The following is a 24,797-nucleotide window of genomic DNA, read 5'->3' on the forward strand; positions in this document are numbered from 1 at the left end:
CCTATTCCTATTATTCAGATAAACCTTGAGCAATAAAGTGTTCCAGTTCCGATATCTTTGTTTTTTGGAGATAACATTCTCCTATGACCGAAGGAAGCACCAATGTGATCTCTTGACCGGAACGCTTTTTGTCGTTGAGCGCAACGGCGGCCAGTTCTTTGGCCGTATACGGACAGTGAAGCGGATAGCGATATTTTTTTAAACTTTCTTCGATTGCCGGGGCACAGTTTTCTTTGGAATAGCCAAGCTTAAAAGCGGCTCTTGCGGCAATCAGCATACCGATCGCTACCGCATGACCATGCGAGATAGTATAATGGCTGCATTTTTCAATCGCGTGACCGACCGTATGGCCAAAATTCAAGAGCTGCCTGCGACCGGTTTCTTTTTCATCTTCTTCTACCACCTCACTTTTTATACGAACACAGTGAGCGGTGATTTGCTCTAAGACCGAATCGGAGAAAATGTCTTCCTGCGCAATAAAATCAAACAAAACAGAATCAACAATAGCGCCATATTTGATGGCTTCGGAAATACCGTCAAGCATCAAATCGTAGGAGAGGCTTTTAAACGTATCGCAGTCACAGAGAACCAAAGAGGGCTGCCAGAAGGCACCGACTAAGTTTTTCCCGCTTTCCAGATTGACTCCTGTCTTACCGCCTACGGACGAATCGACCGCGGCGAGTAAAGTGGTAGGAATCTGAATAAACGGAATTCCTCTGAGATAGCTGGCGGCCGCAAAGCCCGCCATGTCTCCTGTCACTCCGCCTCCAAGCGCAACGACGGCATCGGTACGGGTCAGATTCTCACTCGCCATATACTCTAAAATCTGAGAATAAGTCGTCACGTTCTTTGACAGTTCTCCATGGGCAAAAACATATTGGCAGAGTTCAAAACCCTCTTCCTTTAGGGAAGCGTGCAAAGGTTCGGCATAAAGCTTCGCCACGGTGTCATCCGTGATGATGCACAGTTTACAAGGCTTTAGAACGTTTGCTATCCATTTTCCGGCATCTTTTAATAGATTCCTGCCGATGAGTACTTCGTAGTTTCGAGATGCATTAATTTGTATGTGTTTCATATCTACTCCTTCGGTTTGTGATTAGAACTTTTCGCCGTCGATTAACGCTTTTCTTTCGCGACCTTCCTTTAATAATTCTCTTAGGGAAGGCGCATCCTTTGATTTGAGAGCGTTGCTGTATTCCGTCAATCGATTGATGATGCCATCAATTTCCTCTTCTAAGAATTCGGAGTTGTCGAGAAACAATTCGGTCCACATGTCTTCATTCAGCGTTGCGACCCTCGTCATATCCTTGTAGCTCCCTGCTGAGAACCCCTTATGCTCCAACGCGGAAGGGCTCTTGATATAGGCACTGGACACTACGTGAGCGAGCTGAGAAGTAAAAGCGATGACTCGATCGTGTTCTTCAGGAGAGGCAATCTGGGTATTGGTAAAACCAATCTGCATGCAAAGCAGTTTAATTTTCTGTACCACTTCAATTTGCGTACCGGTTGCCGGAGTGAGAATCATCGAAGCATTGTTAAACAGCGCTTTTTTGGAATGGGTAAACCCTCCGTGAGCGACCCCGGCCATCGGATGACCGCCCATGAAAAGAAATCCTTTTTCTTTGGCAAGAGGTTCTAATGAAGCGCATACTACTGCTTTTACACCGCTGCAATCCATTACGATAGCCCCTTTTTTTATCTGGTCACAATGGGCATGAACATAGTCAATGGTGGCCTGTGGATATAATGCAATGATTAATAAATCACAATCCGGGAGAATTTCTTCTGTCAGCGGTTCGTCGATGGCCCCCACTAAAATCGCCTTTTTGATAACCGTTTCCTGGAGGTCATAGCCATATATTGTATGGGGCGTGTTTTGTTTCAATGCCTTCGCCATGGAACCGCCGATAAGGCCAAGACCGATAATTCCTATATTCATGGGCGTTTCAAGATTTTTCATATAAATTCTCCTACTCTATTAACCTTTGTAGCTGAACGGCAAAATTTGCTGAACGGCATCGGCGACATCCTTAAATGCTGCCGGAGTCAGGGACTGCGCTCCGTCGCAAAGGGCGTGGGCGGGGTCATTATGAACTTCAATCATCAGACCATCTGCGCCGCAAGCAGTGGCTGCAAGAGACATTGGCTTCACGAGTTTGGAAATTCCTGTTGCATGACTTGGATCTACAATAATAGGAAGATGTGTCATGGACCGGAGAAGAGGAACACTTGCTAAGTCTAATGTATTTCTGGTAGCTGTTTCAAAAGTACGGATACCTCTTTCACAAAGAATAACCCGTTCATTACCGCCGGCCATGATGTATTCCGCACTCATCAGAAATTCCTGCAATGTATTGGATAACCCTCGCTTTAAAAGGATTGGTTTATCTAATTTTCCGACTTCCTTCAGTAACTCAAAGTTCTGCATGTTTCTTGCGCCTACTTGAATAACATCAACGTCTTCAAAAAGTGGAAGGTGAGAAAGATCCATAACTTCCGTTACGACAGGTAATCCGGAAGCTTTTTTGGCTTCAAGAAGAAGTTCGATTCCTTCTTCTCTCATGCCCTGGAATGCATAAGGAGAGGTTCTTGGCTTGAAAGCGCCGCCTCGGTATAGACTTGCGCCGGCTGCCTTTACATCTAAGGCAATCTGGCAAACTTGCTCTCTGGACTCAATGGAGCAAGGACCTGCGATAATTTGAAAATGTCCGCCGCCGATTTTTACACCGGCAATATCCACAATGGTGTCTTCCGGATGGAATTTTCTGTTGGCATTTTTGTAGGGTTCCTGAATACGTCTGACGGCTTCTACTATATCCAGTGCATTGATCAGCTCCATATCCACTGCCGTAGTGTCTCCGATGAGCCCTATAATCGTAGTACTAGCACCCTGACTCATATGAATGTCAAGGTCCATACTTCTTAACCATGAAATTAAGTTCTCCAACTGTTTCTGGTCTGGATTGTTTTTCAAAATAATAACCATAATTTTCTCTCCTCTACATTGTGCTTACTTTTGTAAGATGCAATTGCATCTGATCCACTATTAAAATCTTCTAGGTAATTAAAAAAGCCCCGCAAGTGAATTTCACCTGCGGAGCTTAAACGTCATCCTGATTGTTTTATAAACCTACTTAACCAGAGTGCCCATATTTGCAGAGAAATTCAAATAAGCCTTACTTCTAAAATAGAATGTAAAGCTAAACCAAAAATATTCTACTGCCAAAATTAAATTCTTTAACATGGGTTTTTTCCTCTCGTTTTTTTATTATTGTAGTTCATATTATCACCAACTAGAACGGTTGTAAAGCATTTTTTTTAATTTTACACAAAAAAACAATAATATTTTGGTATTTTCCCTAATAAGGCAAGGTGATTTCGCCTGTTACAGCCGCAGCTGCCGCGGAAGCAGGCGAAGCCAAATAGATTTCAACTTTCGAAGTCCCCATTCGGCCGAGGAAATTTCGGTTATTTGTTGCTACCACACGCTCCCCGTCACTTAAAATACCTCCGGTGCGACCGCAGCAAAGTCCGCAGCCCGGATGCGTTACGATTGCTCCGGCTTCGGTCAATGTCTTAATAATACCTTGCTGAGCAGCTTCGGTGAATACTTTACGGCTGGCAGGGGTTACGATCAGTTTTACAAAAGGCGAAACTTGTTTACCTTTTAAAATTTCTGCCGCAACCGCTAAATCCTCTAAACGGCCGTTTGTGCAGGAACCGATAAACACTTGATCGATTTTCGTGCCTTGAAGTTCACTTACCGGTTTGATATTGTCAACCTGAGAAGGACAAGCCATCACCGGTACAAAATCCTCCGCTTTATATTCCATTACTTTAAAATAAGTTGCATCCGTATCGCTTTTTAAATCACGGTCTTCATCCGTCAAAGAAATCTGACAGTATTCTGCGGTCTTCTCATCCGGTGTGAACAATGCACATTTTGCACCCGCTTCAATGGCCATATTGGCAATGGTCATGCGGCTGGAAATGCTCATATTTTCAACGGTGTTTCCGGTAAACTCGAGGGCTCTGTAAGTGGCTCCGTCTGCTCCTAAATCACCGATTAAACGCAGGATAATATCTTTTGAAGATACATTGGCAGGGAGGTTCCCTTCAATATTTACCTTTATGGTTTCAGGAACTTTAATCCACATAGTTCCGGTACCTAAGATGCTGGCCATTTCCGTATAGCCGATTCCGGATGAAAATGCGCCCACACAGCCATATGTTGTCGTATGGCTGTCTGTACCGAAAACTACATTGCCGGGTTTTACATAAAGCGCTTCGGTCATCAATTGATGGCAAATCCCGTCAGAACGATGAACATTCTTCAAGCCATATTTTTCAGCGAAAGCATCACCGATTTTAAAATGGCGGACATCATCTACTTGACTGGCAGGTACCAGATGGTCATAGATCAAAACAACCCGATCTGGATCCCAAAGCTTGCTAAAGCCCATTTCTTCAAACTTCTCTGCTACAAAAGGGATAAAAATATCGTGAATCATGACACGGTCTACCTGAACGGTTACGATATCTCCTGCTTTTACGGAGTCTGCCTGTATATTTCTCTTTACTAACTTTTCAATAAATGTATATCCCATTTCGCCCCTCCTATTCTAAACCGTTTTTCTTGCGCATCGCTTGTACCAGACCGCCGGCATTGATGATATCCATCAGATTCTGCGGAAGGGAAGTGATTTCATAATCGATGCCTTTATGGCTGATCGAATGGTTCACATGAACTTCGATTTCATCCCCTTCTGTTACGGCATCGCGAAGGGTAGGGTTTTCAATAAGCAGAAGGCCATTGTTGATGGCATTTCTAAAAAATATTCGCGCAAATGATTTAGCGATTACGCATTTAACGTGGAGGGCCTTGATAATTTCAGGAGCCTGCTCCCGGGAGGAGCCGCAGCCAAAATTTTTCCCCGCAACGATGATATCGCCGTCTTGAATCAATCCGGCCAGTTCCGGTCGAAGGGGGGAGAAGGCATATTGTTTCATATCATCAATGGTTTTAAGGGCGAGATAGTCGGTGGGAATAATGATGTCCGTATCGATATCATCACCCAAAACCCATACGTTACCTTTAAAAGTTTCCATGGTATAGCTCCTTTATAGTATATTTATAGAATTCAAAAAACAAATCCGGAAGGCTTTGATGAACTAATGTAATTCCTTTAAGGCTCCTTACTAAAGTTGATCCTCTGTGGCAATGGCCCCTTTAATGGCAGAGGCTGTTACGGTTGCCGCAGAACCAAGATAAACCTTGGAGCTTGGATGTCCTGCGCGGCCCTTGAAGTTTCGGGTTCCGGTACTGATAAGCACTTCATTTTCACCGATGACCCCTTGGCAGCTTCCCCAGCAAACACTGCAGTTGGCATTCATCACGATTGCGCCGGATTCCATGAACGTTTCTATCAGCCCTTCTTCGAGAGCTTGAAGATACACTTCGTTACTAGCCGGAACGATCAGGAAACGAACATGCGGATGAACTTTACGTCCTTTGAGCAACCTTGCAGCGACGCGCATTTCATCAATCCGGCCGTTATTGCAAGAGCCTAAAAATGCTTCATCGATAGAAATCCCGCAAGCCTCTGAAGCCGGAATAACATCATCTACAAAATCAGGCTTTGCCACGATCGGCTGCACTTCAGAGAGGTCAAAGGTATATTCATTGAAATAAACGGCATCCGGATCACTTTGGAATACATGTTTCGGCTTACGTCCGCGTTCTTCCAGCCACTTAAGTGCGATTTCATCCGCTTCGAAAACAGCAGACTTGGCACCGGCTTCAACCGCCAGATTGCAAAGCACCATTCGGTCGTTGACGCTCAATGTCTTTGCGCCTTCTCCGGTAAATTCCATCACTTGATAATTGACGCCGTTTGCTCCGATCTTTCCGATGATGTGGAGCATCAAGTCTCTGGCATATACCCCATCACGGAGCTTTCCAGTTAAGTTAAATTTGACGGTTTCAGGAACAAGTACCCAGGACGTTCCGGTTACCATGCCATATAAGAAGTCGGTACAGCCAACGCCCGTTCCGAAAGCACCAAGCGCACCATAGGTGCAAGTATGGCTGTCTGCGCCGAAAATCAATTCCCCCGGACATACGTAGTTCTCCATCATAATTTGGTGACAAACCCCTTTGCCTTCCCAGAAATCAATATGGTGTTCCCGTGCAAAATCACGCATTTTTTTATGAGAAGCAGCCGTCTTCGGGTTGTCAGCAGGCACATTATGATCGACGATAAAAACAAGTTTTTTACTGTCTGCAATCATCGGATGTTTCAGCTGCTGATTGTACATATCGATGGTTAAATGAGTAGTGCCGTCGTTACTCATCATTCTGTCAAGCGTTACAGTGTGAATATCGCCCGGTTTGACGTTTTCCACTCCTGCCGCTGCAGCGATTATTTTTTCTGCAATCGTCATACCCATGATTACTCTTCCTCCTTATTCAAAAATGAGATCAATCCGCCGTTGTTCAGGATATTTTGCATATATTCCGGTAGCTTTGTACAGGGATAGGTCTTTCCTCCGTAGGTCGCAAGACCTTCGCTCAGAGAAAGCTCCATGGCATCGCCATCCTTTACATCGTCGTAAAGGTCTTTGCAGACGATAACAGGAAGGCCTATGTTGATGGCATTTCTGTAAAAAATGCGGGCAAAGGATTTAGCGATGACTGCCTGAACCCCTACGGCTTTCAGTACACTGGGTGCCTGCTCCCGGGAAGAACCGCAGCCGAAATTTTCTCCGCCTACGATAAAATCACCGGGGTTTACCTTCTTTGAGAAATCCGGATCGACGGATTCAAAGGTATGTGCCTTCATCTCTTCAATAGTCGGCAACAACAAATATTGTGAAGCAATAATCTGGTCTGTATCCAAATCATTGTGGAATTTAAAAATACTACCCATGAAAAAACCTCCTTATAAGTAGACCCGAAATAAAGTAAAACCATTTTTGGGATAAAAAATGAAATTTTTCCTACTATTATATATGTCCCTTTTTATCTATTTTAAAAAAAGCGCTAGTGGCAAAGCCAAACAGCGCATTAATTTTTTGCCCGAAAAGCAGGCTAGATTTCTGCTGCGATTAAATCTCCGGCTTCTCTTGTGCCGATTGCTTTCATTCCCTCCGTAAAGATATCGGGTGTACGATATCCTTTTGCCAGAACGGATTTTACGGCAGTTTCCATATCATCTGCTTCCGCAGAAAGCCCAAACGTATAACGAAGCATCATGGCAGCGGATAATATAGTAGCCATCGGATTTGCTTTGTTTTGACCTGCGATATCCGGTGCGGAACCGTGAACCGGCTCATACATACCGAAATTGCCTTTTGCTAAGCTTGCGGAAGGAAGCATACCGATGGAACCGGTAATCATGCTGGCTTCATCGGAAAGGATATCCCCGAAGATATTGCTTGTTACGATGACATCAAACTGCTTCGGATTCTTTACAAGCTGCATGGTAGCATTATCGATATATAAGTTTTCCAGCGTCACTTCCGGATAATCCTTTGCAACTTCCGCAACCACTCGTCTCCAAAGTCTGGAGCTTTCCAAGACATTGGCTTTATCGACGCTGGTCACTTTCTTGTTTCTCTTCATGGCCATGTCAAAAGCAACGACAGCGATTCGGCGAACTTCTTCTTCCGCATATTGTTCTACATCGTAGGCAGCAAGACCTAAATCGGTTTGTTTGAAGCCTTTTTCTCCGAAATAAATCCCTCCGGTCAATTCTCTGACTACGACAATGTCAAGTCCGCCCTCCACAATCTCCGGTTTAAGCGGGCAAGCGTCAGCTAGTTCATCAAACAAGATGGCCGGTCTGAGGTTTGCAAATAAACCGAGCTCTTTACGAAGACCGAGCAAGGCTCTTTCCGGCCTCTGGTCACCGGGAAGCGTATCCCATTTCCAACCGCCGACGGCACCAAGCAGTACGGCATCACTTTCTTTACAAGTATCGATGGTTTCCTGGGGCAGGCAAGCACCGGTTTCATCGATGGCGCAGCCGCCGGCCAATACTTTTGTATAGTCAAATTGGTGCTGATATTTTTCAGCGATTTTATCTAATACTTTTACTGTTTCAGTCACAACCTCCGGGCCTATTCCGTCGCCGGGGATTAGGGCTATTCTATAATTCATATTTCCTCCTTTGTTGTTGCTTGCCTTTGTTTCCGTATTAGCCGGGTTTATCTCATATCATGCTCAGTTACGTACCTTATGTACGCGCCTTCGCATTCAATCGATAAATCCGGCTAATACGAAAAAAATTCTGCGCAACAAATATCTTATCAATTGGTTGTTGCTTTTATTATTTTGCCGTTAAGGGCTGAACCTTTTTCTGGCGGTTAATGGCACTAACCAGTGCATTAATGGAAGCAAGAATAATATCTTCATGAATCCCTACGCCCCAGAAGATTTTTCCGTCCTTATCGGCAATGGCGACATAAGCAACGGCTCTGGAGCTTGAATTTGCTTCCAATGCATGCTCAGAATACGTTACAAATGTATAGTCAAAAGCATAAGGGCTCTCTTTCAGCGCATTGCTTACCGCATCCAATCGGCCGTTTCCGGAGGCTGTCAGATCGTAGTCAACGCCGTCTATGGTGACCTTGATATCAACAATCATTCCATCATCGCTTTTGTACGTGGACGCTTTTCTAAAGGTAGCATCCGTGATGTCCACCGGCGTAAATACATTGATATACTCTGTTCTAAAGGCTTCCAGAATTTCCTCATGGGATAATTCTTTATGCTGACGATCGGAAACGTTCTTGATGAAGTAACCGACTTCTTCCCGCATTTTCTGAGGAATTTCATAGCCATAACTCTGTTCCAGGATGTAAGCGATGCCGCCTTTACCGGACTGACTGTTGATCCGGATGACGTCGGTTTCATATTCACGGCCTACATCCCGGGGATCGATTGGCAGGTAAGGGACCGTCCATTCAATGAGATTTTTCTTATTCCGCCAATCCATACCTTTGGCAATGGCATCCTGATGGGACCCTGAAAATGCGGCAAATACCAATTGCCCGCCGTAAGGCTGTCTTGGATGCACTTTTAAATCGGTATACTGTTCATATTTATCTACGACTTCCGGCATATTTGAGAAATCAAGTCCCGGATCCACACCGTGTGCAAACATATTCATCGCAACCGTAATGATATCTACATTTCCTGTTCGTTCGCCGTTTCCGAATAAGGTTCCTTCCACTCGATCACCGCCTGCCAACAGGCCAAGCTCAGCATCTGCAACGGCAGTACCTCTGTCGTTGTGAGGATGAAGAGAAATAAGTACATTGTCTCGATCGTGTAAATGATCGCTCATATATTCAATCTGGCTTGCGTAAACGTGCGGCATGGACATGGATACGGTCGCCGGCAGGTTAATAATCACCTTGTTTTTTGGGGTTGGCTTCCAGATGTCGATAACGGCATTGCAAATGTCCAGTGCAAACTCCATTTCCGTACCGGTGAAGCTCTCCGGTGAATATTCAAAAGAAAAATCGGTTTCCGGCATCGTTTCCTTGTACTTGTTTAGCAGTTTTGCTCCGATTGTTGCGATCTCAATGATTTCTTCCTTCGACTTTTTAAATACCTGCTCACGCTGAGCGTAAGAAGTAGAATTATATAGATGGACAATCGCTTTCTTTACACCCTTTAAAGACTCAAAGGTCTTTTTGATAATATGTTCTCTCGATTGAGTCAGAACCTGGATCGTTACATCATCCGGAATAAGATTCTTTTCAATCAATGTTCGTAAAAATCGATACTCTGTTTTAGAAGCGGCCGGGAAGCCAACCTCTATTTCTTTAAATCCGAGGCTGAGGAGGAACTGAAAATACTCAACTTTTTCTTCCAGACTCATGGGTACGATAAGAGCCTGATTGCCGTCACGCAAATCCACACTGCACCAAACAGGCGGTTTCTTAACGTGGTCTTTTTTTACCCATTTCATTTCGTTGATCGGCGGCATATAATAGCCTACCTTGTACTTTTCATAATTTTTCATAATCTTGCCTCTCCTTGAATTTAAAAATCTATAAAATCGTCTTCGACGAATTTTAAAACAAAAACAAAAAACCTTCGTCAATTGCATATTACAAGAGACGAAGGCTAAATACATAGAAATATTAAAGCTTCCGCGGTACCACTCTTCTTGGTATCTATCAATACCCACTCATCAGTGTTCTTGCTCCAGGGTGAGACACTATATGAACGCATGTGATTTCACACCGACCAATCACTCTCTATAATGCGTAGACAACAGCTTATTCCTATCATCGCAAGTCTATTTAATTGTATGTGACGGCCTAAAAAATAGACCGCACACGTCTGCTTAATTTATTACTATAATAGAACGATACGGCTTTGTCAACAACTATTTTGCATTTTTTGTGAATTATCACAAAAAAGCGTTGACTTTTTAAGTGATAACTATATAATTAGAGTTAATTATCATTTTAACCGACACAATTTAACCGATTTTTTGCGATGAGACTATTGTATGGAATGTATCATTCCATGGTTGAAAAAAATCTCATGAACGGTGTAAGGTTATAAAGTAATGGGCAAAGTATTTAGGCAGACAGAAATGAAATGTATTGAGAAAAGGAAGAGATGAAAATGAAACGAAAAGGATCTGAGATTGTAGCAGAAGTATTGCTGGAACAAGGCGTTGACACTGTATTTGGTTACCCGGGAGGTACTATTTTGAATGTCTATGATACGCTCTACAACTATCAGGACAAAATTAAACACATCTTAGCTTCCCATGAACAGCATGCGGCCCATGCTGCAGACGGCTATGCCAGAGCGACCGGAAAGACAGGTGTTGTATTTGCAACAAGCGGTCCGGGAGCGACGAATCTTGTAACAGGTATTGCGACTGCATTTATGGACAGTATTCCGATGGTGGCTATCACTTGTAATGTACCGGATACGCTGATCGGCAGAGACGCATTTCAGGAGATTTGCATTACAGGAGTTACGATGCCTATTACAAAGCATAATTACTTTGTGAACAAGATAGAAGATTTGGCAGACACTCTGCGAAACGCTTTCAGAATCGCTGAGAGCGGAAGAAAGGGACCTGTTTTAGTAGATATTACGAAGGATGTTACGGCCGGATTTGCTGAATTTGTAAATAAGGCACCTTTCATAGTGAAGGAGCTTCCGAAGGCGGAAATGAGCGATATCGAAGAAATTGCAAGGCTTATCAATAAGGCGCACCGTCCTGTTGCCTATTTTGGAGGGGGCGTGGCAGCTTCCGGAGCATCCAAAGAATTGGCAGAATTATTACAGAAGGCAGATATGCCGGGTACATATACGATGATGGCAGCCGGCGTCTTAGGCTATGATGATAAAAAGAACCTGGGACTGATCGGTATGCATGGAAGTATTGCTTCCAATAAGGCTGTCGACCGAGCCGATTTAGTTCTTGCTCTTGGAACCCGATTCAGTGACCGTGTAGCCTTGAATATGAGCAACTTTGCGAAAGGCGCGAAGATCATTCAAATAGACATTGATAAGAGTGAAATTAACAAGAATGTTTTGGTTGATCTCAGCGTTGTAAGTGACGTAAAAGATGCGTTAATGAAGCTGATTCCATTAGTGGAAAAGGCCGATAGAAGCGAATGGATCGAAAAGGTTTCCGAATGGAAAAAGACGAAAGGGGATTGCAAGGTAGAAGGTGCGGAATTACATCCAAGTGAGATCATCTCTTCCGTTTGTGAGTTAACCGACAAGGAAACCATCTATGTGACGGACGTTGGACAGCATCAGATGTGGGCTGCTCAGTATCTGAAACATGAAAATACAAAATGCTTTTTAACCAGCGGCGGGCTTGGAACGATGGGATTCGGCTATGGCGCCGCCATCGGTGCACAGATTGGCTGCCCTGAAAAAAGAGTCATTCACTTCACCGGGGACGGATCCTTCCATATGAATTTAACAGAGGCGTGTACAGCCGTAAGCAACAAGCTGCCGATTATAACCGTCATCATGAATAATAGCGTTCTCGGAATGGTATATCAATGGCAAACGACTTTCTATGGCAGACGTTTCTCTTCCACGACGCCGGAGCGATGCACCGATTTTGTAAAAGTGATAGAAGGCTTCGGCGGAAAAGGATACAGAGCCAGAACACCGCAAGAATTTGAAGAGGCATTTACAAAAGCATTGAAGGAAAACGGTCCTGTCTGGATTGATGCAATCATTGATCGGGAAGAACGGGTTCTGCCGATGATTCCAAACGGCGGGACGGTTGAGGATATGATAATAGGTTAAGGAAAGGAGCATATTGCCATGACCATGAAGAAGGAAGTAATCAGTATTTTTGTAGATAATCAGGCAAATGTACTTACCAGAGTGGTGAGCCTATTTGGAAGAAGGGGTTTCAATATCGACTCCCTGACTGTATCTGCAACAGATAATCCGGCTATTTCAAGGATCACCATTGTATTTACCGGCAATGACCAGTCCTTGAACCAAATTCTGACTCAGACTGAGAAATTGGAAGTTGTAAAAGAAATATTTATGCTGGAAGAACAAAACAGCTTGTACAGAGAGCTGTTGCTTGTTAAGATTAAATCAGACAAGACGAATCGAACGGCACTCCGAGAAATCGTGGAAATTTACAGAGGTAAAATTATTGATTTGTCTAAAAACAGCATGATTGTAGAGCTGACAGGTGCGCCTGAAAAGCTGGATGGCTTTATGCGCATGATTAACTGCTATGAAGTAGTGGAAATGTGCAGAACGGGTATCACCGGCATAAAAAGAGGCACGGAGGACGGTATTTGTTCTGATGATTAAGAGACAGTCATCACCCCCGTTTTTGTACACAGGCTGGTAAGATCACCGGTCACGTTAAATTTGTCATATCACACAAGCGGCATCGCCGTGTGATTCAATAAACGCTACCTTACGGAAATACCAGATTTGATTTGTAGCGTTTATTATACTATATTGTTTTTTAATACTGCCAAGTATATTTTAAAGGAGATAGAGGAAATGATTAAAAAGTATTATGAACCTGATTGCAATTTAGGACTATTAGATGGAAAAACCGTTGCGATTCTTGGCTTTGGTAGCCAGGGACATGCGCATGCACAGAATCTTCATGACAGTGGAGTGAATGTGGTAGTTGGCCTTAGAAAGGGTTCAGCCCACACTGCAAAAGCGGAAGCGGCCGGACTAAAGGTAATGGAAATTGAAGAAGCTGCTGAAGCCGGAGATGTTGTTATGATGCTGGTACCGGATGAAATGGCTGCAAATATTTATAAGACACAGGTTGCTCAGCACATGAAAGAAGGCAATGTGCTTGCCTTTGCTCATGGCTTTAACATTCATTACAATCAGGTTAAGCCTGCTGCGAACATCGATGTTATCATGATTGCACCAAAGGGACCTGGACATACTGTAAGAACTCAGTATCAGGAAGGAAAGGGTGTTCCGAGCTTGATCGCTGTTCATCAGGATGCAACAGGAAAGGCAAAGGATGTTGCACTCGCTTATGCTGCCGGAATCGGTGCTGGCCGTGCAGGTATTCTTGAAACGTCCTTTAAGGAAGAAACAGAAACAGACTTATTCGGTGAACAGGCGGTACTTTGCGGTGGCGTAACGGAATTGATGAAGGCTGGGTTTGATACATTGGTAGAAGCCGGATATGAACCGGAAATGGCATACTTTGAATGTATTCACGAAATGAAGCTGATTGTTGACTTAATCAACAGCGGTGGATTTGAAATGATGCGATACTCCATCTCCAACACGGCTGAATACGGCGACTACAGAACAGGAAAGAGAATCATCACGGAAGAAACTCGTAAGGAAATGAAAAAGGTTCTTTCTGAAATCCAGGATGGTACTTTTGCAAGTGAATTCATTCAAGAATTCAACGCGGGCGGTCAGGCGAAGTTCTTAGCAACAAGAAGAAAGGAAACCGAACATCTTCTTGTAAAGGTTGGCGGAGAATTAAGAAAGATGATGAGCTGGCTTAAGAAATAACGTATAGAGTAAGTATAGGTTGTATCAAAAAACGGTAGTGCACTTAAGCTTTCGTCTTGATGCAACCTTTTTTGCATCTTTTAAAATTAGGGTATTGTGCAATAAACTGCGCGGTGCCTAGATCTAATAGGATAAAAAATGCTCCATTAAAGATAAAGAATATACGGAGGTAAATGAGATGGCATTGAGAAGTGCAAACGTAACGCAAGGCATTGAGAAAGCTCCTATGAGAAGCTTGTTCTATGCGATGGGTTACACAAAAGAAGAATTAGACAGACCTCTGATCGGCGTAGTATCTGCACACAGTGAAATCGTACCGGGTCATTATCATTTGGATAAAATTGCAGAAGCCGTAAAAGCAGGGGTAAGAATGGCAGGCGGAACGCCGATCCTGATTCCTTCCATCGGTGTCTGTGACGGAATTGCAATGGGCCATATCGGAATGAAATACAGCTTAGCCAGCAGAGAGCTAATTGCGGACAGTGTGGAAACCATGACGATGGCCCATGCCCTTGATGGATTGGTACTCGTTCCAAACTGTGATAAAATCGTTCCCGGTATGGTCATGGCCGCAGTAAGAATGAATATTCCGGCGGTCGTATGTTCCGGCGGGCCGATGATGGCAGGGCTTGTAGATGAAGAAGAAATCAGCTTGTCTAAAATCTTTGAAGCAGTTGGAGCAAGAAAAGCAAATTTAATTGACGATGCAAAGTTAGAAGAATTTGAACAGGGCTGCTGTCCGGGCTGTGGTTCTTGCGCAGGTATGTATACGGCAAACAGCATGAATTGTTTATGTGAAGCGTTAGGAATTGCTCTTCCAGGTAACGGAACCATTCCGGCAGTACACAACGGGAGAATCCGTCTTGCAAAGATGGCAGGTCAAGCAATTATGCAACTGGTAGAAAAAGACATCAAGGCAAGAGACATCATTAATGAAAGATCGATCAAGAATGCCCTAACATGTGATATGGCACTTGGATGTTCTTCTAACAGCGTACTTCACTTACTGGCGATTGCCAATGAAGCAGGAGTGCCCCTTGATCTGAATATGTTTAATCAGACCAGTGAGAAGACGCCAAACCTTTGTCATTTGGCACCTGCAGGAGATACCCATATGCAGGATTTAAATATTGCAGGCGGTATTCCGGCGGTTCAGACAGAACTGGCGAAGAAGGGGCTGTTGGACTTGAGCGTGATTACCGCAACAGGGAAAACTCTTGGTGAAAATATCGAGGGCGCCAGAAATAAGAATCCGGAAGCGATCCGACCGATTGAAACGCCATTCAGTGAAACAGGCGGCATTGCGATTTTATTTGGTAACTTAGCACCGGAAGGCTGCGTGGTAAAAAGAAGTGCGGTTGCTCCGGAGATGTTAAAGCATTCCGGACCAGCAAGAGTATTCAACTCCGAAGAAGAAGCCATTGCTTCCATCTATGCCGGAAAGATTGTGCAGGGCGATGTTGTGGTGATTCGCTACGAAGGACCAAAAGGCGGACCAGGTATGAGAGAAATGCTCGGTCCTACCAGTGCCTTAGCCGGCATGAAGCTGGATAAATCGGTGGCACTGATTACAGACGGACGTTTCAGCGGCGCAAGCAGAGGGGCTTCCATCGGACACGTTTGTCCGGAGGCTGCAAGCGGCGGAAGCATCGGCTTGATTGAGGAAGGCGACATCATTGAGATTAATATTCCTGAATATGCGATCAATGTGCAGGTTTCCGATGAAGAGCTTGCGAAGAGAAAAGCTGCGTATGTTGCGCCTGAACCAAAGGTAAGAAGCGGTTGGCTTGGACGATATGCAAAATTGGTGGATTCCGCCGCAAAAGGCGCCATCATGAAGCAGGATTTATAAGATTTTATACAAAGGAAGGAACTCTCTTTGATAAAAAGAACGGCTGAATAAAAATAAAAAGGAGATGATTAGCTCAAAATTAAGCTCATTATCTCCTTTTATCATGCTGTTTTTCAATGGCTGTTTAGGCGTAAGTTTTATCCGGAATCATTTTCAGCTGTATCTCTAAAATCTGTTCGGAAAGTTTGTTCGGGTCTGCCTGATCTAACCAATAGAGATATGTCGCAGGGTAATGCATTTCAGTAACGGATTTCTTTATAAAATCACCGTGCAAAAGAATCAGTGCCAGATTATCATTATAGAAATCCTGAATAGTCGGGGCCATACTCTCAAGATCCGATAAAAGCTTCTGAGAAGCCGCTAGGCTTTCTGCCTGAATCTTAGACTCTTCCGGTAAGCTATAAGTAACCCCATATTTGCTGTAACCCCATTTTTCTAACGGAATCTGGGTGATGATATCAGCCGGATTTACCCCATTAAAGATGTTTGGATAGTTGTTCTCGTTTATTTTAGCAACATTCGGCGTTGCAAAGGTATAACCGTAAATATTCGATTGATCCGCCAACTGCTCTGTTTCAGACAAATCGGCCGCCAGTAAGTTGGCAACGGCAGCTCCTCTGCTGTGTCCGGTTATTAAAAACTTTGTCGTGGCTCTGTTCAAATGCAAGCTTTCTGCGTATTGGTTTAAATGAACAAGCAGCGATTTTTCTGCTAGGCTGAAACCTTCATGTACAAAAGGATTGTCACCTGAGTTATTGATATTAAAGTTACTGATCCATTCGTTATCTCCGCTGGTACCTCGGATCACGACGGCTACGAGGGTATATTCTTTATTGTTTACTTTTATTTTTTTACTGGCAAAAGAATATCCTACCGCATCATGGCCTTCTTTTGCGCTCGCCTGATACGAGTCACTGTCATAGATGCTGTCATTGGTGAAGCCAAACGCCGACAGCGCATTCTCTATAAATGACGGCGTACTTCCGTAAGCGGCAGTGCTGAAAGCTAAGGATAATGCTGCAGGTCCTTGCCCATAGTTGGAGGAATCATCGCTAAAAAAGGAATCACTATAGGTCACCTTTTCTATTGTCGTATCTTCACCGTTTGGGCCCAGTATGGTTACATCTTTGCTCAGTGTGCTTGCTGCAAAAGCTTCATTTTGGCTGAGGGGAAAACGGGTCAAGGTCATCAGCAGTAAAAGAACAAATGATAGACATAAAATTTTTCGTCTCATTAGGAGTCTCCTTTCTTCTATGGTTTTTTAATCATGTAACGTTAGGGCTGTAAAATCCCTTCACTCTTCTGTAAAATGCTCTGCGTTTGTACAAACTGTTTCGCCGTTCTTGGACTTCTGCCGCCATTTCGAATGGCAAAGGCCTCTGCTTTTACAAACAAACTGTCCTGAGGCAAAGTCAGACCACTTTCCTTCGCAAGATGAAGCACGATATCCAGATAGTCTTGTTTATCCGGTACTTGAAATGTGATTTTAAGGCCAAAACGGGCAGACAAGCTCAATGTTTCCTGTAAAGTATCGTTCAGGTGAAGGTCGTCCCCATTTCTATCGGACATATTTTCTTTCACCAAGTGACGTCGGTTACTGGTTGCATAAATGGCGACATTATGACTTCGGGAAGCTACACTGCCTTCAAGCACCGCTTTTAACGTGGAAAAACTGTCATCATTGCTGCTAAAACTTAAATCGTCAATAAACAATATGAATTTTAGCGGGTTAACGGACAGCTCTTCTAAGAGATTCGGCAGTTGAAGCAACTGATCTTTTTTTATTTCGATGAGCCGCAGCCCCTGATCTTTAAATTCGTTTAAAATAGCTTTAATGGTAGAGCTCTTACCCGTTCCTGCATCCCCATAAAGCAGCACATTATTGGCACCTGTCCCATGGAGAAGCGAAAGTGTATTTTGAATGACAAGGTTTCTTTCTCTTTCATATCCTTGGAGCTGTGAAAGGGATTGAGGATCCGGATATTTTACAGGCATGATCCCTTCTTCTGTCAGAACAAAAGCGGCATAACGCACATAAATCCCGTAGCCGGTGACCGGTAAATTTTTAATTCGCTCGTAATATAATGAGCGGATATCGATATCTTTATTGATCCATTCTGGTAAATAATCCGCGTATGGAATAGTCGTTTTTGTTTCTTTGGCGGTTAGTGCGGCTAGCTGATTCAAAATATGAAGTTCATTTTCGAGACAGTCCTCCACAACAGGGTCAAATTCTTTTCCGGCGCCTTTTCCAACGATATAAAAATTCTCATCGTTCATAGCAAGCTCGACAATATAGTCGCTGAGGCAGCAGGTGTTGTTAAAAAGCGCGGATACAAAGCTGCCATAGGACTTAATGATTTCCTCGGAAGATTTTAAATGATAGGTTTCTCCTGCGAGAGTTTGCAGGGATTTAATTACAGGATTTTCTAATAAATTTCTAAAAATCACGAGGGTATTTAGCTTTGTAGATAGGCTGTATAGTTTATTCATTTTAATGTACTCCTGTTTACAATTGGGTTATTTGGAACACAATTATAATGATTGCTGAAAGCGTGCGGAAAGGAATGGCCATGCTGCGGATACTTTCTCAGGCAATCCGTCATTGTGCTTATTCACATTAGTGTATATCTGTGATAAAATGGTAAAATAATTATAATAAAGTTATGTGATGTTCAAATTCATAGTATACCACATTTAAATAAAGGAGTAAATTGTTATGCTTACGTTAGATAAAATATACCATGCCGCTTTTGTCCTAAAAGAAGTGGCAAGGAAAACCGATTTAATCGTAGCTCCCGCCTTGAGCGGAGAAAATACGGTCTATCTAAAAACAGAAAATCTTCAAGTGACAGGAAGCTTTAAGCTGAGAGGGTCGTATTACAAAATCAGTCAGCTGACGGAAGAGGAAAAAGAGCGAGGGATTATCGCCTGCAGTGCGGGCAATCATGCACAAGGGGTGGCACTGGCTTCTCAAAAAAGTAATATTCCTTGCCTGATTTGCATGCCGGACGGCGCCCCTATCAGCAAGGTAGAAGCCACAAAGCAATATGGTGCAGAGGTTTGTCTGGTAAAGGATACGTATGATGATGCGTATGCGAAAGCAATCGAAATACAGAAAGAAGAAGGCAAAACCTTAATTCATCCGTTTGATGATGATGATGTCATCGCAGGGCAGGGTACGATTGGGCTTGAAATATTAGACCAGTTGGCCGATGCGGATGCGGTTATCGTTCCAATCGGCGGAGGCGGATTAATAAGCGGAGTCTCTTTTGCCATTAAAAGCCTGAATCCGAATTGTAAAGTGTATGGTGTTCAGGCAGCAGGGGCTGCCAGTATGTATAACTCGGTAAAAGGCGGTGAACTTCTTACGCTGGATTCTGCTAATACGTTTGCAGACGGAATCGCGGTAAAACGTCCGGGGGATAAAACCTTTGAATTGATTTCAACATACGTAGATGACATCGCAACCGTTTCTGATGATGAGATTGCGGCAGCTATCTTAGCACTAATGGAAAAGCAAAAGCTGGTTTCAGAGGGTGCAGGCGCTGTTTCTGTCGCTGCTGCCATGTTTAATAAGTTTGATTTACATGGAAAGAAAATTGTTTGTTTAGTAAGCGGCGGAAATATTGATGTAAACATTTTAAACAGAGTGATCACCAGAGGTCTGATTATGAGCGGAAGAAGAAGTACCTTAACGGTTGCTTTAGTGGACAAACCGGGCCAGCTTCTTGGTGTGAGTGAAATAATCAGTCATCTTGGCGGAAATGTAATTGCCGTTCATCATGACAGCAGTGATCCGAATATGGACATTAACAGCTGTTTCCTTCGAATTGTTATGGAAACCAGGGATGAAGCACAGGTTCAGCAGATCAAGACTGAGTTGATAAGCGCAGGCTTCCATTTGGTATAAGCAGGGTAAGGAGATTTATCTAAAGTGGTATTATATAGGGGGAAAATAAATAAATAATGATCGTAGTAATGAATATTATCGTTGTGCTCTTGCTTGTCTTCATGAATGGCTTTTTCGTGGCTACAGAGTTTGCGGTAGTAAAAGTAAGAAAATCCAGAATAGAAACATTAGTGCTGCAAGGAAATAAGAGCGCAAGACATACGTTAAAAGTGGTGAATGACTTGAATTCGTACCTATCAGCGTGTCAGTTAGGCATAACGTTAGCCTCTTTAGGGCTAGGTTGGGTAGGAGAACCTGCCGTTTCGAGGATGTTAATGCCGATTTTTAATTTGTTTCATGTCCCTGAAAGTGTTCTGCATTCCGTTTCCTTTATCGTGGCATTTTCCATTATAACGGCGTTCCACATCGTATTGGGAGAATTGGTTCCTAAATCACTGGCTATTATTAATGCCGAAAAGATTGCGATGCATACAGCTCTGCCTCTCATCCTTTTTTATAAAATAACGTATCCCATCATGTGGACCTTTAATCACAGCACGAATCTGGTTTTAAAATTGTTTCATATGTCTCAAGTGAATGAACATGAGGCGGCACATACCGATCAAGAAATCAAGCTGCTGGTTGAGGAAAGTTATAAGCATGGTTTAATCGACCAGACGGAATTAACCTTTGTGGATAATATCTTTGATTTTTCAGAGACAACTGTTAAAGAAATTATGATTCCGCGTACGGATATGGAATGCATTTATCTGGATCATTCTTTCGAAGATATATTATCGTATGCCTTAGAAAAACAGCTGACAAGATATCCGGTATGTAATGGCAATAAAGATCATGTGATTGGTTTTATACACATTAAAGACTTATATAAGATGAAAATTGAAGGCACTACTCAGAACCTTGAAGGAATCATCCGCAGCCTTAACTTTATCCCGGAATCCTTTTCAATCAATCAATTGCTAAAAATGTTTAAAGAAGAAAAATCACAAATAGCGATCGTTATTGATGAATATGGAGGCACTGCGGGATTAGTAACCGTTGAAGATATTTTGGAAGAAATTGTTGGGAATCTTACGGATGAGTTCGATGAGGAAGAGGACGAGATCTCAACGGATAAAGACGGCAATTATATTCTGGATGGAAAGGTTATGATTGAAGATGTGAACGATCTGCTGCACATTAACATCGAGGCAGAGCATATTGATACGATAGGCGGATGGCTATATTCAAGACTCGAATCGGATCCTCAAATCAGTGAGAAAACCTTCTATGGGGATTATGAATTTATTATTTTGGAATGCGACAGAAAAAGGATAAGCAAACTGCTGGTTAAAAAAGTGACTTAAAGACAAGCAAAAATAGGAAACTCTTAAAACACTGTAATAAGTTTTAGGAGTTTTTTTGTTTGTCGTAAACCGTGCGCTAAATCCAGCAATCAGGGACGATTTGTTCAATGCTGCATAAACTGTTACGGTGACTAAATAATTGGAGGGTCTTGACATGTATGCATTTTTCCTTGCATTATCATTAAATATTGATAGCCTCAGTATCGGAGTAAACTATGGGCTAAGAAAAATTAAAATAAGTATTCCGGCCGTATTGACCATTATAATGATTTCCTTAGGGGCCCTTACCCTTTCTTATTTAGCAGGCTATGTTGTATTTTCATTTATTTCAATTTTTGCATCCAAAATAATAAGCTCATTCCTGCTAATGGCCTTAGGCTTTTTTTTGTTTGTTCAAACAATCATCAACATCCGCTATCCGATAGAAAGCGAAGCGTTTATTATTAAAAAAATCAGAATAAAACCTCTCCATCTCATTGTAAACATAGTGCGGGAACCTTCCGCCGCGGATATGGATCATTCGGAGGTTATAGACATGAAAGAAGCGGCCTATATCGGCGCGGCACTTTCGATAGATGCCTTAACGGTAGGTTTATCTTTAGCCGCTTACCAAATAAATCTGCTCGGGTTTTTACTGTTGTCAGCGGTGATAAATTCTTCCTTTCTAATCGCCGGAGAGCTAGCGGGCAGATTAGCAGGAAGATTTATCTCTGAAAATAAGCTGAAGTTAGCAGCAAGCTTAACGATTATCCTATTGGGATTAACGAAACTCGCGTAAATAACCAATGACAGGCTGAAAAAAAAGCCCTGACCGTAGAGTTTTGTAATCAATTTATATACTTCCTTTGCGTCCGGCCATTCGTATAAGCATTTTTCTTGTCAAGTCAACAGGAATAACGGTAAAGGCAAGCAGCAATACGATTTGCAGTTCAATGAAGGTTAGCCCTGCTGTTCGGAAAACGGAACCGCCTAAGTAAATCAATAATAACTGTACGACAAAAATAAAGGATACGACAGATAAAAATAATTTATTCTTCCCGATATAGGCCAGTAAATTTAATCGATAGGTACGTGCATTAAAACTATTAAAGATACTAGCAAAGATAAATAGGCTGAAGAAAGCGGTCATTAAATAGTGACGGCCTTCAGAACCGCGGAATAATTCGCTGAAAATAGGCAGCTTTAAGAAAATCAAGCATAAAAAAGCGGTGTATATTCCTGTAAACAGTATTTGATTCCACATGTATGAATTGATAATCGGTGTATCTCGGCGCTTAGGCGGTTCATGCATGTACTCTTCCAGTGCAATTTCTCCGGAAAAGGCAAGTCCGGCTAAGGTATCCATCACCATGTTGATCCATAACATTTGGATGACGGTAATCGGTGCGGCCACCCCTATAAATGGGCCGATGATAGAGATAATAACGGCACAGAAATTATTCGTCAGCTGAAATATGATAAACTTACGAATACTTTTAAATATGGTTCGGCCATAAAGAATTGCTTTGGAGATGGAGAGAAAATTATCATCCAATACCACAATGTCACTGGCCTCTTTTGCGATTTCCGTGCCGCTGCCCATGGAAAATCCCACATCTGCTTTTTTTAATGCAGGTGCATCGTTTACCCCGTCGCCGGTCATTCCGGCAACCAGTCCCATTTCCTGAGATACATTTATAAGCCTGCTTTTATCGGAGGGAAGAGCTCTTGCTATGACCCTTAAGTTTGGCAGAATCCCCTTTAATTCATCGTCACTCAGCTGAGATAATTCGCTGCTTGTGATAATCGCCTGATCTTGTCCGTCCCGGATCAATCCCGCTTCTTTAGCAATTGCTGCTGCGGTATCCCTATTGTCACCGGTTATCATGACGACTTGAATGCCGGCATGCGTAACCTGGTGGATGGCTTCCACCGCTTCACGCCGGAGCTCATCCTTAATGCAAATAATTCCTACCAAAGTCAACTCGTTTAAATCAGAGGCTTTTCTCACCGTAGATTCGCTTATTGCCAATGCGAGCAGCCGGACTGACCGATTAGACATGTTGTCCATCGTTTTGCGAAGAGCGGATAATCCGGACAGCGGACGAACCACACCTTGTTCATCGTAATAGCTCGTACAATTTGCAAGGATCAACTCAGGGGCACCTTTAATAAACACCAGTTGCTTATCCTCCGAGATGATCTCAGCCGCAGAAAATTTATCGGTGCTGTTAAAAGGTATTCGAGTGAGTACCTTACCGCCTTTCGGTGCAGAGGAATGGTTTAAAACAAAGTCAAGGATAGCTCTTTCGGTTGCATTTCCGCCAATAACTTGTCTCGTATTTTCTTTCGTACTGATTGATGCGCTGGTATTATAGAGCGCCGATAAGTAAAATAAATGACAAAGCTCTTGTGAATCCGCCAGTTCAGACATAGAATTATATTCCATGCCATTGGCAGTGATAAAGGCTGTCACTTCAAGCTTTCCTTTTGTAATGGTTCCGGTTTTATCTGTAAATAAGATGTTCAGGCTGCCGGCAGTCTCTATTCCGACTAATTTTCGAACCAGCACATGATCCTTCAGCATCCGCTTCATATTAGAAGACAAAACAACGGTAATCATCATCGGGAGGCCCTCCGGAACGGCAACTACGATGATTGTAATTCCCAAGGTCAACGCATGCAGAAGAGCCCCGACAATAATGGCGGGTGTTGTAACAACTTCCATTATTTTAACGGGATCGAAGCCCTGACTGAGTACGACAGAATTAAACAGATCGGCTGCGGCCACTATTATTGCCCCAACGTAGCCGAAATTGCTAATCGTCTCAGCCAGTTTTCTTAATCGGAATTTAAGCGGGCTGTCTCGCGTTTCATCCTGTATTTCATGAGCAATTCTTCCGTAGAACGTATTGTTTCCGACGTGTGTTACCTCTAGGACTCCTTCCCCTGAGCAAACGATGCTGCCCCGAAAAAGTTTGTTTTTCTGCATGAAATTGGAGCCAACGAGGGAAGCGGCGCCTGACGGTATTTTCGTGGTTTCTTTTGATTCACCGTTTAAGGCGGATTGATCTACTTTTAACTCGCCGGATAGAAGGATTCCGTCTGCGGCTATCTTTTCACCCGCTTGTAATACGATGTAATCCCCAACGACTATCTCCTGAATGGGCAATTCCAATAACCCTTCGGCCCGTTTTACTCTGCATGTCATCTTGTCCGCTTCTTCCTGAAGCTTTTCAAACGCAGATTCGCTGCCGTATTCAGATAAAGTAGAGACAAAGGTCGCTATAAAAATAGCAGCAGCAATACCTGCCGATTCATACCATTCAAAGTTTTTAAATAATAGGATAAGATTAACGGCAAGCACTATAAGCAGAATTTTGATAATGGGATCATCAAAATTCTCAATAAATTTTCTAATAAAGGTTTTCGTTTTTCTGCGGCCTAATTGGTTGTCTCCATATTTTTCTCTCGAAATGGATACTTCGTCAGCAGTAAGTCCCATTATAGAATTTGGTTGAACAGGTACCGAGTTTAACATAATTTAAATCCACCTCCTTCGAAAAAGATATTCAGACAAGCCTAGATATATAACCGAAGTTTATGCTTTTCTGTTTTTTACTTCCCATTCGTTCCATGCAAACGAAAGCAACAAGGAGGACCTGCAACAACAAT

The 24,797-nt window shown here is 43.0% G+C and carries 19 protein-coding genes; 7 read left to right on the top strand and 12 right to left on the bottom strand.

The window, feature by feature from the left end; all coding sequences use genetic code 11:
* Positions 1-10 precede the first annotated feature (10 nt).
* From aroB to JYB65_RS14135, 9 genes are all read right to left on the bottom strand, one after another.
* Complete coding sequence (aroB, locus tag JYB65_RS14095; RefSeq protein WP_206583335.1) at positions 11-1,075, bottom strand: 3-dehydroquinate synthase; 1,065 nt, start codon at positions 1,073-1,075, stop codon at positions 11-13.
* 21 nt (positions 1,076-1,096) lie between these two features.
* Positions 1,097-1,960 carry a prephenate dehydrogenase gene (locus tag JYB65_RS14100; protein ID WP_245156693.1) on the bottom strand — a complete coding sequence of 288 codons (864 nt, stop codon included), beginning with the start codon at positions 1,958-1,960 and terminating at the stop codon, positions 1,097-1,099.
* Between the two features lie 18 nt (positions 1,961-1,978).
* Positions 1,979-2,986 carry a 3-deoxy-7-phosphoheptulonate synthase gene (gene aroF, locus JYB65_RS14105; protein ID WP_206583336.1) on the bottom strand — a complete coding sequence of 336 codons (1,008 nt, stop codon included), beginning with the start codon at positions 2,984-2,986 and terminating at the stop codon, positions 1,979-1,981.
* 373 nt (positions 2,987-3,359) lie between these two features.
* Positions 3,360-4,607: a 3-isopropylmalate dehydratase large subunit gene (locus JYB65_RS14110; protein WP_206583337.1), complete on the bottom strand. Its 1,248-nt coding sequence runs from the start codon at positions 4,605-4,607 to the stop codon at positions 3,360-3,362.
* Between the two features lie 10 nt (positions 4,608-4,617).
* Positions 4,618-5,109 carry a LeuD/DmdB family oxidoreductase small subunit gene (locus tag JYB65_RS14115; protein WP_206583338.1) on the bottom strand — a complete coding sequence of 164 codons (492 nt, stop codon included), beginning with the start codon at positions 5,107-5,109 and terminating at the stop codon, positions 4,618-4,620.
* 90 nt (positions 5,110-5,199) lie between these two features.
* Positions 5,200-6,450 carry a 3-isopropylmalate dehydratase large subunit gene (locus tag JYB65_RS14120; protein WP_206583339.1) on the bottom strand — a complete coding sequence of 417 codons (1,251 nt, stop codon included), beginning with the start codon at positions 6,448-6,450 and terminating at the stop codon, positions 5,200-5,202.
* A 2-nt stretch (positions 6,451-6,452) separates the two neighbouring features.
* The gene (locus JYB65_RS14125) at positions 6,453-6,929 is read right to left on the bottom strand and encodes a LeuD/DmdB family oxidoreductase small subunit (protein ID WP_206583340.1); all 477 of its coding nucleotides are present in this window, start codon (positions 6,927-6,929) and stop codon (positions 6,453-6,455) included.
* A gap of 161 nt (positions 6,930-7,090) precedes the next feature.
* On the bottom strand, positions 7,091-8,161 hold the full coding sequence (gene leuB, locus JYB65_RS14130; protein ID WP_206583341.1) for a 3-isopropylmalate dehydrogenase: 1,071 nt from the start codon (positions 8,159-8,161) through the stop codon (positions 7,091-7,093).
* Positions 8,162-8,330: 169 nt separating this feature from the next.
* Entirely contained in the window at positions 8,331-10,034 is a 1,704-nt protein-coding gene (locus JYB65_RS14135; protein ID WP_206583342.1) for a 2-isopropylmalate synthase, read from the bottom strand.
* 614 nt (positions 10,035-10,648) lie between these two features.
* Between JYB65_RS14135 and ilvB the strand changes: the two genes are divergently transcribed.
* From ilvB to ilvD, 4 genes are all read left to right on the top strand, one after another.
* On the top strand, positions 10,649-12,310 hold the full coding sequence (gene ilvB, locus JYB65_RS14140) for a biosynthetic-type acetolactate synthase large subunit (protein WP_206583343.1): 1,662 nt from the start codon (positions 10,649-10,651) through the stop codon (positions 12,308-12,310).
* 18 nt (positions 12,311-12,328) lie between these two features.
* Positions 12,329-12,838 (top strand): acetolactate synthase small subunit, encoded by a 510-nt coding sequence (ilvN, locus tag JYB65_RS14145; RefSeq protein ID WP_206583344.1) that lies wholly within the window; start codon positions 12,329-12,331, stop codon positions 12,836-12,838.
* Positions 12,839-13,036: 198 nt separating this feature from the next.
* A complete protein-coding gene (gene ilvC / locus JYB65_RS14150; protein WP_206583345.1) occupies positions 13,037-14,032 on the top strand; it encodes a ketol-acid reductoisomerase in 996 nt (331 codons plus the stop codon).
* A 178-nt stretch (positions 14,033-14,210) separates the two neighbouring features.
* Positions 14,211-15,884, top strand: coding sequence for a dihydroxy-acid dehydratase (gene ilvD, locus JYB65_RS14155; protein WP_206583346.1), 1,674 nt, complete (start codon positions 14,211-14,213; stop codon positions 15,882-15,884).
* A gap of 124 nt (positions 15,885-16,008) precedes the next feature.
* Here ilvD and JYB65_RS14160 read toward each other — a convergent pair whose 3' ends face one another.
* Positions 16,009-17,118 carry a lipase family protein gene (locus tag JYB65_RS14160; protein ID WP_206583347.1) on the bottom strand — a complete coding sequence of 370 codons (1,110 nt, stop codon included), beginning with the start codon at positions 17,116-17,118 and terminating at the stop codon, positions 16,009-16,011.
* Positions 17,119-17,159: 41 nt separating this feature from the next.
* Complete coding sequence (locus JYB65_RS14165) at positions 17,160-18,377, bottom strand: ATP-binding protein (protein WP_206583348.1); 1,218 nt, start codon at positions 18,375-18,377, stop codon at positions 17,160-17,162.
* 226 nt (positions 18,378-18,603) lie between these two features.
* On the opposite strand from JYB65_RS14165, the gene ilvA reads away from it, so the two are divergent.
* The 3 genes from ilvA to JYB65_RS14180 all read left to right on the top strand — a co-directional run bounded on the left by ilvA (position 18,604) and on the right by JYB65_RS14180 (position 21,921).
* Positions 18,604-19,797 carry a threonine ammonia-lyase gene (gene ilvA, locus JYB65_RS14170; RefSeq protein WP_206583349.1) on the top strand — a complete coding sequence of 398 codons (1,194 nt, stop codon included), beginning with the start codon at positions 18,604-18,606 and terminating at the stop codon, positions 19,795-19,797.
* A gap of 56 nt (positions 19,798-19,853) precedes the next feature.
* Positions 19,854-21,143, top strand: coding sequence for a hemolysin family protein (locus JYB65_RS14175; RefSeq protein ID WP_206583350.1), 1,290 nt, complete (start codon positions 19,854-19,856; stop codon positions 21,141-21,143).
* A 154-nt stretch (positions 21,144-21,297) separates the two neighbouring features.
* Positions 21,298-21,921, top strand: a complete 624-nt coding sequence (locus JYB65_RS14180; protein ID WP_206583351.1) for a manganese efflux pump — start codon at positions 21,298-21,300, stop codon at positions 21,919-21,921.
* Between the two features lie 54 nt (positions 21,922-21,975).
* On the opposite strand, the gene JYB65_RS14185 is transcribed toward JYB65_RS14180, so the two are convergent.
* A complete protein-coding gene (locus tag JYB65_RS14185; RefSeq protein WP_245156694.1) occupies positions 21,976-24,663 on the bottom strand; it encodes a calcium-translocating P-type ATPase, PMCA-type in 2,688 nt (895 codons plus the stop codon).
* Positions 24,664-24,797: the final 134 nt, after the last annotated feature.

The organism is Clostridium aminobutyricum, from assembly GCF_017255415.1.
GTDB lineage: Bacteria > Bacillota > Clostridia > Peptostreptococcales > Anaerovoracaceae > Aminipila > Aminipila aminobutyrica.